This is a genomic window from Selenomonas sp. F0473, assembly GCF_000315545.1.
Classification (GTDB): domain Bacteria; phylum Bacillota; class Negativicutes; order Selenomonadales; family Selenomonadaceae; genus Centipeda.
Genome location: NZ_JH992902.1, coordinates 136,382 through 148,966, shown reverse-complemented (window position 1 = coordinate 148,966; position 12,585 = coordinate 136,382). Strand labels below are relative to the sequence as shown.

At 60.0% G+C, this 12,585-nt stretch carries 11 protein-coding genes; all 11 read right to left on the bottom strand.

Annotation, left to right across the window (positions count from 1 at the left end):
• Positions 1–93: 93 nt before the first annotated feature.
• The 11 genes from HMPREF9161_RS00700 to HMPREF9161_RS00650 all read right to left on the bottom strand — a co-directional run bounded on the left by HMPREF9161_RS00700 (position 94) and on the right by HMPREF9161_RS00650 (position 12,428).
• Positions 94–1,074: a TIM barrel protein gene (locus HMPREF9161_RS00700; RefSeq protein WP_009727747.1), complete on the bottom strand. Its 981-nt coding sequence runs from the start codon at positions 1,072–1,074 to the stop codon at positions 94–96.
• Positions 1,075–1,119: 45 nt separating this feature from the next.
• Complete coding sequence (locus HMPREF9161_RS00695) at positions 1,120–3,114, bottom strand: TonB-dependent siderophore receptor (RefSeq protein ID WP_037348744.1); 1,995 nt, start codon at positions 3,112–3,114, stop codon at positions 1,120–1,122.
• Between the two features lie 88 nt (positions 3,115–3,202).
• The gene (msrB, locus tag HMPREF9161_RS00690) at positions 3,203–4,357 is read right to left on the bottom strand and encodes a peptide-methionine (R)-S-oxide reductase MsrB (protein WP_009727745.1); all 1,155 of its coding nucleotides are present in this window, start codon (positions 4,355–4,357) and stop codon (positions 3,203–3,205) included.
• 27 nt (positions 4,358–4,384) lie between these two features.
• Positions 4,385–5,080: a uracil-DNA glycosylase gene (locus HMPREF9161_RS00685; protein WP_009727744.1), complete on the bottom strand. Its 696-nt coding sequence runs from the start codon at positions 5,078–5,080 to the stop codon at positions 4,385–4,387.
• Positions 5,081–5,090: 10 nt separating this feature from the next.
• Positions 5,091–6,062, bottom strand: coding sequence for a 2-amino-4-hydroxy-6-hydroxymethyldihydropteridine diphosphokinase (gene folK / locus HMPREF9161_RS00680; protein WP_009727743.1), 972 nt, complete (start codon positions 6,060–6,062; stop codon positions 5,091–5,093).
• Positions 6,059–6,424, bottom strand: a complete 366-nt coding sequence (gene folB / locus HMPREF9161_RS00675) for a dihydroneopterin aldolase (RefSeq protein ID WP_009727742.1) — start codon at positions 6,422–6,424, stop codon at positions 6,059–6,061. The genes folK and folB overlap by 4 nt, the downstream gene beginning before the upstream one ends.
• A 1-nt stretch (position 6,425) precedes the next feature.
• Positions 6,426–7,274, bottom strand: a complete 849-nt coding sequence (gene folP, locus HMPREF9161_RS00670) for a dihydropteroate synthase (protein ID WP_009727741.1) — start codon at positions 7,272–7,274, stop codon at positions 6,426–6,428.
• On the bottom strand, positions 7,271–7,861 hold the full coding sequence (gene folE, locus HMPREF9161_RS00665) for a GTP cyclohydrolase I (protein WP_009727740.1): 591 nt from the start codon (positions 7,859–7,861) through the stop codon (positions 7,271–7,273). Before folE ends, folP begins: the two co-directional genes overlap by 4 nt.
• A 129-nt stretch (positions 7,862–7,990) precedes the next feature.
• Entirely contained in the window at positions 7,991–9,133 is a 1,143-nt protein-coding gene (gene nspC / locus HMPREF9161_RS00660) for a carboxynorspermidine decarboxylase (RefSeq protein WP_009727739.1), read from the bottom strand.
• The gene (locus HMPREF9161_RS00655) at positions 9,133–10,332 is read right to left on the bottom strand and encodes a saccharopine dehydrogenase family protein (RefSeq protein WP_009727738.1); all 1,200 of its coding nucleotides are present in this window, start codon (positions 10,330–10,332) and stop codon (positions 9,133–9,135) included. The genes nspC and HMPREF9161_RS00655 overlap by 1 nt, the downstream gene beginning before the upstream one ends.
• Before the next feature lie 89 nt (positions 10,333–10,421).
• Positions 10,422–12,428, bottom strand: a complete 2,007-nt coding sequence (locus HMPREF9161_RS00650; RefSeq protein WP_009727737.1) for a methyl-accepting chemotaxis protein — start codon at positions 12,426–12,428, stop codon at positions 10,422–10,424.
• Between the last annotated feature and the right edge of the window lie 157 nt (positions 12,429–12,585).

Here is a 12,585-nt window from a genome sequence, read left to right as displayed (position 1 = left end):
TTATATAGTATCCCAAATCATATAAAATTGTACCACAGAATCCTATAGATGCAAGCCTCGTTTATAATAAAATTGATATTTCATAAACGTGATTTAACGCCCGTGAATCGCGGCCTGCTGCGCGGTAATTTTTTCCTCCCAGTCGGCTCGGTTCTTTGGGATGAATTCATGCACAAGCCAGCGCGGCCGGACGCGGTCGACGATCTCCCGCGCACGCGGCGTATGGAGCGGACGGTGTTGATCGATCCGCAGCACATAGTCGATGGATTCCTCGGGGGTCGGCCGCTCCGGCATTTCGCCGCGCACCACCGCCGCCCGGACGGTCTGCGCATACGCTCCGGAGAGGGACTGATGCAGATGCAGACCGTAGATGCGCGCGGCGAGCGCCGCATCATAGCGTGCCAGCCCTTCGATCGTTTCGAGCACATAGCGCACGCCCTCCTCCTCCGTGCGCAGATCCCAGTTCGTATTCATGAGATGACCCGTATCGAGCATGAATCCCGTCCGCGCGTGCGGCGTCTCCTCAATCAGGCGTGCGGCAAGCGCGGGATCACGGAATGTCAACCCCGGCCACCAAAGATTCTCATAGAGGAGCGCACAGGTCTCGGGAAGCGCCGATATAAGTTCGCGCACAACCTCGATCGTCCCCGCGACGACCGCCCGATCGTCATAGAAAAATCTTCGGGAAAAGATCTCGCTCTGCCCCGCGTGCGCGACGTGAAAGACGGCATACTCCGCCCCGCACGCCCCCGCCATGCGGAAATTCTCCCGAAAGCGCGCCAGCCATTCCTCGCGCGAGTCGCCGAAGATGCGGCGTATTTGCTCCGCCGTATAATCCCGGGCAAGGAGCTCCCGATTCCCGCGCCAAAAATGCATCCACGAGGGATAGAACCATAGATGCATGCCGCGGACGAGGCGCTGCGGAAAGAGGCCGATGTCCTTCGCGTCGCATACCATAAACTCGATGCCGTCAAGCGCATAGCGCCGCACAAGTTCTTCCGCGCCCCGGGGCGTGCCGCCCGGCAGGTTGCGGACATCGCAGTCCGCGCTCGATACATTGACGAGTTCCAACATGTCCGATTCTCCCTTAGATAACTTTACGCCGCCGTGTCCGCCGCTTTAGAACCGATAGCTGTAGCTCAGCAGATAGTTGACGGGTGCGACATAGTAGACCGTTCCGCTGTGCATCGTCGTATCCTCGCGATTCAGCACGTTATCGATGCGCAGACTGATCTCGCTGTGCTCGTCCGGCGCGTAACGCGTGTTCCAAGAGGTCAGGAGATAGGGTTTCGTCGGATAGGAACGCTTCTTGGACGGCGACTGTACGCGGGATCCGAGGTAGGACGCCGTCAGCGAAGAGTTCCATTTCCCTTTCCGATAGGTTATGCCGCCCGTCAGCTGTATCTTTCCAAACGTACGGTCCCAGCCGCCGGCAACATCCGAGCTGTTCGTCTCCGGATTCTGCCACGTCAGTCCCCAGTTGTACGAAAAACCGCGCGTTCCCGTGATATCGCAGGAAAGTTCCATCCCGGTGTTGCGGAAATCCTCGTTCGTGTATTGATATTCGGTGCGCCCGCTGTTTACCTTTGCCGTGATATTATCCTTGACATTCATATGGAAGAGCGCCGCTTTCCACGCGTGCCCGCCATGGTTCTTCTTCCATCCGATCTCATAGTTGACGCCCGTCTGCGGCCGCAGATCCGAGGCCGGCAGCTGGCGCCCGTTGCTGCCGTACATCTGCGCAAAGGTCGGCATCACGAACGATTGGCTGACGTTCAGGTAAATGCTGCTCTCTTCGTTCAGCTTGTGCAGCCACTGTCCCGAAGCGCTGAGATTGTGGAAATTCTGCCGCTTCGCCGCGCCCGTCGTCCACGTCTCTCGCAGTCCGAAGATTCCCGTGTTGCGCGCGTCGAAACGCTGTTCCCATTGTCCGAAGAGTCCCCAATTATTGCGGGAATATCGGTCGTTCTCCGTGCTCGCCGCGGTCGGAAGCGCCGCGTAGTATTCGTGCTCAAAATCGATGCCGAGGATCGCCGTCGCCTTTGCGTTCACCTGCCAGGTCCGCTGCAGATCCAGCCCATAGGTCATATTCTTCTCGCGCGAATCGTAGAAACCGTTCGGCGTACGCGCGCCGGTTCTCGTACTGAAATACGTCGGTCCCGCGAACTCCATCGTACTCGTGTTAAAGTACAGACTTCCTTTCCAGTCGGCGTCATGGTAGTTGAGCTGCGTAATATACTGCTTCGACTCATATTTACGGTTATTGTACGGCTCTCCCACGGTCAGCGGGATGCTGTCGGCATGCCGTGCCGTCACATAGCGCTGATAGCGCGCCGAGGATTCATAGGCGTTGAACAGAACGTCGAGCCGCGGATTGACGCGGTAGCTAAAACCGAAATTTTTCTTTTCAACGTCGCGAATATCGGTACGGGTCTCCCCTTTGAATCTGGTCTGGTTGACGTCCGTATAGGTCAGGCCGTTTTGGCGCCCCCATTTGTCGTAGTTATAATACGCGCCGAAGCGATCGTCTCCGACGCTCACGCCCGCGCTTCTCTGTCCATAGTTGCCGAATCCCGCGTGCACCTCGTTCGACGCCTGCTTTTTCGTAATGATGTTGATCACGCCGCTGACCGCCTCGCTGCCGTAAAGAACGGAGCCGCTGCCCTTAACGATTTCGATGCGCTCGATGGAGGATGCCGGAATCGCGTCGAGATTGTATTTCCCGCGCCACGAGATCGGGTTTCCGTTCATGAGCACGAGCATACCGCCCTTCGCCCCGCGGACATTGAGCTCGTTCGTCATGGTTCCCATCGACGCGCCGTTGGGGCCGAACGATTTATAGGCGAACCCGTTGACCTGCGCGAGCGCGTCGGATGCATGCGCGGCGCCGCTCGCCTTGATCTCCTCGGCCGTGACGACGGTCGTCGCCGCCGGCACATCCACATCTCGTTTCTCAGAGCGCGTTGCCGTCACAAAGACCTCGCCCATGGTGTAAGTGTCGAGGCCCTGCGCGCCGGTATTGCCCGCCGCGCCCGCGGCATAAACATGATGAAACGGAGCAAGAAGCGCGCCGCAAAGCAGCGGCGCAAGAAATTTCCCCTTTTGATTCCTCATAAAAACCATCTTCTTCCTATTCGTAAAGGGAGCGCATGAAGGTCGGCACGTCTTACTTTTCCCCCCCGAAAACGGCCGACGCCTATCGTTATCGATTCTCCAGCAGATAGAGATAGTCGCCGTACCCCTCGGCTTCCATATCCTCTTTTGGGATAAAACGCAGCGAAGCGCTGTTGATACAGTAGCGGAGCCCGCCCGTTTCCTGCGGTCCGTCGTCAAACACATGACCGAGGTGCGCGCCGCTCCCCGCTGCGGTCACCTCCGTGCGCACCATACCGAACGAGCGGTCCTCGTGTTCCGCGATGAGCGTATCGTCGATGGGGCGCGAGAACGCGGGCCATCCGCAGCCCGAATCATACTTGTCCGTCGAGACGAAGAGCGGTTCCCCCGTCGTAACGTCACAGTAGATGCCCGCGCGGAACTCGTGATCGTATGCGTTGCGAAACGGCGGCTCGGTCGCCTTTTCCTGCGTCACGGCGTACTGCATATCCGTCAGCTTTTCCTTGAGCTCCGTATCCGACGGCTTCGCGTAGGCGCGTGCGGGGCGCTGTTCCGTTTTCTTTTCCGCCGCAGCCTTCTGCGCCGCGGCGCGTTTTTCACGCAGCGCGGCGATCTTCGCGGGCGAAATATGGCAGTAACCGTTCGGATTCTTCGCGAGGTACTCCTGATGCCCCTCCTCCGCACGGTAGAAGTTCACAATCGGCCCGGTCTCAACGGCGATCGGCTTTCCGATACGCTTTTGCAGCGCGTCAAGCGACGCGCGGATCGTACGTTCATCCGCCGTCTCGCTCCCGTCCTCATTCGGCACATAGTAGACGCCCGAGCGGTACTGACGCCCCGCGTCGTTGCCCTGCCGATCCTGCGTCGTCGGATCGATCGAGTCATAGAACACGGTCAGCAGCTCGTCCAGCGACACGATCCGCGGATCGTAGACGACATGCACCGCCTCCACATGGCCGCTGCCGCCGCAAACCTCCCGATACGTCGGATTTGCAGTTTTCCCGTTCGCGTAGCCGCTCTCGGCGGAGACGACGCCGTTCACGAGACTCGTATACAGCTCCGTTCCCCAAAAACATCCGCCTGCGAGATAGATCTCCGCCTGTCCGTCCTTCGGTTGATTTTTCTGCACGATGCCGCGCGGCATCTCTGCAGACGCCGTTGACGAGGCGCCCGGCGTACCGCATCCGCCGAGGCAGAAGATCAGCCCTATCGCGCATGCGAGACGTATTCCTTTGGTATTCATATAGGTTCCCCTTTCGAGCCGTTCATCTTACGGTTTGATTTCATCTGCCGGCGGCAGCGCCCATGTGATCGGCGTTTCCCCCGCGCGTATGAGAAAGTCGTTCACGCGCGAGAACGGCCGGCTGCCGAAGAACCCGCGGTGCGCCGAGAGCGGGCTCGGATGCGGCGACTCGACGATGAGATGCGCGGGATTCGCGATAAGGCTGCGCTTGCGCCGCGCGGGGCTGCCCCACAGGATAAAGGCGAGCGGGCGCTCCCGCGCGCCCAGCAGGCTGATGATGTGGTCCGTGAACCGCTCCCAGCCGCGTCCCTGATGGGACGCCGCCGCATGCGCGCGCACCGTGAGCACGGCGTTGAGGAGGAGCACGCCCTGCCGCGCCCACGGAATGAGGCACCCGTGATCGGGCGGCGCGATACCGAGATCATCCTGCAGTTCCTTGTAAATATTGATCAAAGACGGCGGCGGGTCAATGCCGACCTGCACGGAAAAGGAAAGGCCGTGCGCCTGCCCGTCCCCGTGATAGGGATCCTGCCCAAGGATGACGACCTTCGTCGCGGCAAAACTCGTATAGTGCATTGCATTGAAGATCGAATACATATCCGGATAAATTCTGCGCGTCCTGTACTCCTCGATGAGGAATGCGCGCAGCTCTCGGTAATACGGCTGCGCCATCTCGTCCGCAAGCAGTTCCTGCCAATCGTTTTGAAAAATTGCTTTTGCCATGGCACTCTTCCTAGATTCTGTCGTAAATTTCAAAGACACAGTCTTTTGCCGGACGACGCCCCGTCCGCTCGAACCCCTCCAACGGCGGCAGGAAACGATCCGCAGCATAACTTCCGGGCAGCCGCGTCACATGCGCCCGATGCGCATAGGGCAGGAGCAGACGATAGCACGCCGCGCCCCCGATCGCAAAAATACGCCGCGGCGCATCGACAGCCAGCCGTCCAAGCAGATGCCAAAGCGCCGGAAGATCATGCACAAGACGAAAGCCCTCTGCCTTCTCCCGTATCCGTGAAAGGACGACGTTCTCACGCCCCGCGAGAGGTTTTTCCCCCGGTAGGCTCTCCATCGTGCGCCGCCCCATAACGACGATATGCCCCATCGTCTCCGCGCGGAAATGCGCCATATCTGCAGGACAGTCGGTGAGGAGGCCGCCTGCGCGCCCAATGCCGTTCTCCGCATCGACCGCCGCAATGAGTTCGAGCGGATAGGGCGCGGCGAGCTCCGGCGCACGGACGATCCCCGTCCGATCCGTTTCCGCGCGCCGCCGCGCAGCCGACTTGCCCCGAACGTCCAGTTCGGGCGCAATCTCCGCCAGCGGCACAAGCACAAATGCGCGTTCGCACAGGTAAGGATGCGGCAGGATCAGAGTCTCGTCTTCCTGACAAACGCCTTCGACATGGAGAATGTCGAGATCGATCGTCCGCGCGCCCCAGTGTTCCCGCCGCACCCTGCCGAGCGCATCCTCGACGGACCGAAGCAATCTCAGCAGTTCCTGCGGCGTACTGTCAAACGAGACGCGTGCCGCGGCGTTGAGAAACGGCGGCTGATCCGTTTTCCCCCACGGCGGGGTCTCATAGAACGAGGAAACAGCCTCTAACTTGATATGCGGATGCGCCGCCATGCGCCGCAGCGCCTCGCGCATCGTCTCTCCGCGGTCGCCGAGGTTTGCCCCAAGTCCGACGTATGCCGTATGCATTGTCATTTTCCCCTGTGGCGCGTGATGCTGACTCCCACATCCGAGAACAGTCCGCGCATGGGCGCTTCCGGTTTATGCACGGCGATACGAACGGCGCAGACGCGCGGGAACGCGGCAAGCGTGCGCGCCGCAATCTCCCCGGCAACGGCTTCTATGAGCCGCTTCGGCGTTCCTTCCGCGACCGCGCGCACGATCTCATAAACCTCCGCATAGTTCACCGTCGCCGCGAGGTCGTCCCGCGCCGCCGCCGCCCGCAGGTCGAGCAGTAGCTCCGCGTCCACAATGAAGCGCTGCGGGATATCACGCTCATGCGCCAGCACGCCGTGACATGAAGAAAATGTCATCCCGCGCAGAAAAATACGATCCATTTTATGCCCTCAATATCGCGTCCGTCATGCGGCACATGCGCGCAATCGGCTTCACATCATGCACGCGCACGATGGACGCGCCGCGCGTGACGCCGAGGACGCACGCGGCGCCCGTCGCCTCCGTCCGCTCTTCCACGGGCAGATCCAGCGCCGCACCGATAAAACTTTTACGGCTCGGACCAAGCAGCACGGGATAGTCCTCACCGCCATAAGAAACGAGTTCGCCCATCCGCCGCATGACATGCATATTCGCCGCGGGCGTCTTTCCAAAGCCGATGCCGGGATCGAGAATAATATTGTCCCGTGCGAGTCCGGCCGCATCCGCGGCGGCAAACGACCGCCCGAAGAAGTCCCGCATCGCGGCGATGATATCGCCGTCATAGGAGGTTCCATTTTGGTTATGCATCACGACGACGGGGGCGTTCGCCTCTGCGGCCGCATGCGCCATTGCGCCCGGCTCTTCCGCATACTGCAGCCCCCAAATATCGTTGAGCATATGCGTGCCCGCGGATAGCGCCGCGCGCGCCGTCTCCGCCTTGAACGTATCCACAGAGACCGGCACGGGACATTCCCGCAGAACGACTTCGAGGAACGGCAGCAGCCGCTCTGTCTCCTCCGCGGCGCCCATCGGCACAAACCCCGGACGGCTGGATTCCGCGCCGACGTCGATGATGTCCGCGCCGTCCCGCACCATTTCTTCCATATGTCTAAGCGCGCGGTCGACCGTATTCCACCGTCCGCCGTCCGAGAACGAATCCGGCGTCACGTTCAATATGCCCATAATGAGCGTGCGCTTCCCCAGGGTCAGGCTCTTGCCGTCGCGAAATCGATACGTTCTTTCTGCCGTCATGCCCGTTCTCCCAACATCTGCCACGCCTGCGCGCTCTGCACCGCATCCGTGCCAAACGCGCCGCGGCACGCCGCGGTTGCCGTCCGTGTCCCATGCGCGTGCGTGCCGCGCATCGTCATACAGAGCTGGCGGGCGCGGACGAGAACCAGCACGCCTAGCGCATCCAGGCCCGACATGATCTCGTCCGCGATCTGCGCCGTGAGGCGCTCCTGCAGCTGCGGGCGCGCCGCATAGCATGCGACAAGTTCCGTAAAGGCGCCGAACCCTGCGACGCGTCCCGCCCGCGGTCGATAGACAATATCGACGGTTCCGAAGAACGGCAGCAGATGATGTTCGCACATGGAGTGAAACGGGATCTTCCGCACGGCAACGAGCCCGTCCGCATCCTCAATCAGCGTATCCGCCCAAAGGGCATGCGGGTTGCCGCGCACTCCCGCAAAGAGTTCCGCGTAGAGTTCCGCCGCCCGCATCGGCGTTTCTTCGATCCCGCAGGCCGCGGTATCGACACCGAGCGCCGCGAGGAATTCCCGCATTGCCGCCGCCGCGCGATCAAGATCCGGCGCCGTCGGTCGATTCTGCTCCGTCATCCGTTCACACTCCTTCGATGACCTCCATTATAAATATTCCGCTCAAAAATTACAAGAAAAAGGGACGGCTCCGGCAATCTTGCCGCGCTGTCCCCGGAAAAGTCCGCGCGATTGCCGCCGAATCTCCGCTCAAAGCCGCGCCTTAAAGTCGTCGTAGCCAAAGGAACGCACGATCTCCCATCGCCCTGCGGGGTCGACGGCGACGATATGCGGGAGCGGCATCCCGTTGAACGTGTTGTTCTTCACCATCGTATAGATCGCCATGTCGCCGAATGCGACGCGGGCGCCCGGTGCAAGAGGCGCATCGAACGAATACGTGCCGATCGTATCGCCGGCGAGGCAGGTCGGCCCCGCGAGCGTATAGGTATACGGCTTTTCCCCCGCGGCACCCGCGCCGACGGCGGGCGGCCGGTACGGCATCTCGATCACATCGGGCATGTGACAGGCGGCGGAGGTATTGAGGATCACATTGCCGTCCGCCCGTACGTCGAGTACGGACGCCACAAGGAAGCCGGCGTTCAGCGCGACCGCCTCCCCCGGCTCGAGGTACACGGCGACATCGTACGTCTCCCGCACATGGCGAACGAGCGATTCGAGCAGCGGGACATCGTAGTCCGCGCGCGTGATATGATGGCCGCCGCCGAAGTTCAGCCATTTCAACCCGCGAAGATATCTGCCGAACTTTTCCTCGACGGCAGCAAGCGTCACGGCGAGCGCATCTGCGCCCTGCTCGCAGAGCGTGTGGAAATGGAGGCCGTCGATCCCCGCCGGCAGTTCTTCCGGGAAATCCGCGATCTTTACGCCAAGGCGGGAGCCGGGCGCGCACGGATCGTAGATCGCGTGCTCCTGCGTCGAGCATTCGGGGTTGATGCGGATGCCGCAGGACGCTCCCCCGGCACGCGCGGCGGCGTCGAACCGTTCCCATTGGGCGAAGGAGTTAAAGACGATATGATCGCAGATCGCCGCGAGCGGGGCGAGTTCCGTCTCCTCATAGGCGGGCTTAAAGACATGGTTCTCCTTGCCCATCTCCTCGCGGGAGAGGCGCGCCTCATAAATGCCGCTCGCCGTCGTCCCCGCCAGATAGCGACCGATGAGCGGATAATAATAGTACATGGAGAAACATTTTTGCGCGAGCAGCACCTTCGCCCCCGTGCGCTCCGCAACGCCCGCAAGAATCCTGAGGTTGTGCGTCAGCAGATCCTCATAGACAAGATACGAAGGCGTCGGAACGACGTCCCACTCCGTGCGCCACGCGCCGTACTGCGCCGTCATCAGTCCACCGGGACGGGGTTCCGGTTTTCCCGCCACGGCAGCCCCCATTGGTTCAACGCGTCCATGAAGGGATCGGGATCGAACTCCTCGACATTGTAGACGCCGGGCTTTCTCCATCTGCCCGTCATGACCATCATCGCGCCGATCATCGCGGGCACGCCCGTCGTATAGGCGACCGCCTGCGATCCGACCTCCTTGTAGCATTCCTCGTGATCGCAGACGTTGTAGAGATAGTAATTTTTCTTTTTCCCGTCCTTTTTCCCGCGGAAGATGCAGCCGATGTTCGTCTTGCCCTTCGTACGCGGACCGAGGCTTGCGGGATCGGGGAGCACCGCCTTTAGAAATTGGAGCGGGATAATCTTGTGCCCCTCGAAGTCAATCGGCTCAATCGACGTCATGCCGACGTTCTCGAGGCAGCGCAGATGCGTCAGATAACTCTCGCCGAACGTCATAAAGAACCGGATGCGGCGAATTCCCTTGATGTTCTGCGCGAGCGACTCGAGTTCCTCATGATGGAGCAGATACATATCTCTCTTTCCGACCTCCGCGAAGTCGTAGACGCGTTTGATCTCCATCGGCTTTGTCTCGATCCACCTGCCGTCTTCCCAATAGCTGCCGTTCGCCGAAACCTCGCGGATGTTGATCTCCGGATTGAAATTCGTCGCGAAGGGATAGCCATGGTCGCCGCCGTTGCAGTCGAGGATATCGATATCGTTGATTTCGTCAAATTCGTGCTTCATTGCATACGCGCTGAATACCCCCGTCACGCCGGGATCAAAACCCGAGCCGAGCAGCGCTGTCAGCCCCGCCGCTCGGAACCGGTCGCGATACGCCCACTGCCAGCTGTATTCGAACTTCGCCGTGTCCTCCGGCTCATAGTTCGCCGTGTCCACATAGTGTACGCCCGCCGCAAGGCACGCGTCCATGATGTGCAGATCCTGATACGGAAGCGCGAGGTTCAGCACAACCTCGGGTTTGAACTCCCGCATCAGCGCGGTGAGCGCGGCCACATCGTCCGCATCGATCGCCGCCGTCCGAATCTTCGTCCTGCCCCCGCCGAGTTTCTCTTGGAGCGCATCGCATTTCGACTTCGTACGCGAGGCGATGAGGATCTCCTCGAACACCTCAGGATTCTGACAGCATTTATGCACGGCAACGCTTGCCACGCCGCCCGCGCCGATGATCATCGCTTTTCCCATGAAAACGCCTCCTTTTATATATCCCCTATCATACAACAGCAAAGGGGGCACTGCAAGCGCAGCGCCCCCTTTTGAGGATTCTATTCGTATTACAGTTTGAACTTCTTCGTCTCGCCGGCAAGTTCCTCCGCAAGGTTCGACAGACGGCGCGTGGAGGCCGCAATCTCCTCCATCGAGGCCGACTGCTCCTCGGTCGCCGCGGAAACGTTCTGCGCGTTGTCCGCATTCGCCATGCTCACCTTCTGGATCTCTTCGACCTGGCTGCGAACCGTCTGCGTCTCGTTCTCCATCTGCTGGATGCCCGCCGTGATCCCCTGCACGCCGTCGCCCAGCTTCTGAATCGCGTCGTAAATCGACTGGAACACGCCGTCCGCCGTCTGCACGGATTCAAGTCCGCGCGCAACGTCCGCCGTACCGTTTTTGCCCGCTTCCATCGCACGGTCCATATCTCCTTGGATGGACTGCATCGTCTGCGAGATCTTCTTGGAGAACTCGCCCGATTCCTCCGCGAGTTTGCGGACTTCCTCGGCGACAACCGCGAATCCACGCCCGTGCTCGCCCGCGCGCGCCGCCTCGATCGCCGCATTCAGCGCGAGCAGATTCGTCTGCTCGGCGATGCCCGCGATGACATCCACACTCCGGCTGATTTCCTCCGAACTCTTGCCGAGTGCCGTAATCGCACCTTCGATGGTCTCGGAGCCGCTCTTGATCTGATTCATGTAATTGACTACTTCGTCGATGGAACGCCGCCCTTCTTTGACGCGCTCGACCGTCTCGTTGGTGACCTCGGCCACCGACTCCGCCTGCTGCGACATCTCCGCCGCATGGCTCGAGATCGACGCCGCCGCATTCGCTACGGACCGCGACGATTCGGACTGCCGTTCGACGCCCTCGGCGATCTCCGTAATGGAGATGGCGACATGGTTCGACGCCTCTGCCGACTGCTGCGATGCGTCTGTCAGCGCCTCCGCAGAGGTGGAGAGTTCCGCCGCGTTGGACTGGATTCCCTTGATGAGTTTATTCAGCGTTTTGCCCATATTGATGAAGCCGTCGGAGAGCTGTCCCATCTCGTCGTGAGACGTGATCGTTTTCTTTATCTCGCGCAGGTCGCCGCTGTTGAGCACCTCGCAGACGCGGACAATGCGCTGGATCCCATCCGCAAAACTATGCGAGATAAAGAAGATGATTGCCGTGATTACGATCAGCATGAGGACGGTCAGTCCCGTGAGGATGAGCAGCAAATGATACGCCGCCGCGAGGATCTCGCTGTCCGACGCCTCCGACATGACCACCCAACGGCGGCTGTCGAGCTGGATCGGCACGAGGATGCCCGTCATCGCCTCGCCCGATTCGCGCTCATAATGCGCGACGGCGGGCTCGTTTTTATCGATGACGTTCTTAAACGCCTCGACGAGGCTCGGGGAAATCCGAACGCTCGATACTTCCTTGCTGAAGTCGAGTTTTCCGATCTGTTCCGGTTCTTTCGGGTGGATGATCACGATTCCCGTCTCGTCCAGAACGACCAGCTGTCCCGTCTTGTATGTCGCCATCGCGGCAAGCGTGTCGTCGAAGTTCGAGAGGCCGATCGTCCCCGTGACGACTCCCACCGCCGCGCCGTTCTCCTTCACAGGAACGGAGATCACGACAATCACCTTTCCCGTGATCGAGGAGATTACCGGCTCCGATACCACGGTCTTCTGGGTCTGTATCGCTCTTTTAAAGTAGTCGCGATCCGCGCGGTTGAACTCGTTTCCATCTACATCGATGCCGTTTCCCGTAGCATCGATATATGAGATGTTAGAGAACACCTGCGTATTCTTTTTCACTTCCTGCATTTTGGCGATCTTCGCCGCATTATCCCCGTGCAGGATCGCTTCTTCGCGCGATAAAACCTCGAGATGAACCTCGTTGGTGTCGAAGACGCGCTGAATCTCAACGGCGGCCTGCTTCCCGACGCCCTTGCCGATCGTCTCCGCATTTTCGTCCAGCATGCTGCTCGACATCATGTAGCTCACGCCGAAGAACACGAGGAACCCTATCAACACGACAGGCAAAATGGACGCTAAAAATTTCGTCCGAATAGACTTAAACTGCATTTCTCTACTCTCCCCCAAAAAATATGTGCCCGTTTACTTTTCCTGGCCACACGAATCGTACCACAAATTTTATATATTAACAAGGTATAAGCAACTTAAATCATTAACATTTAATGGTAGAAAATATTCGTATTCTTCGTTGATCGTATAGAAATAG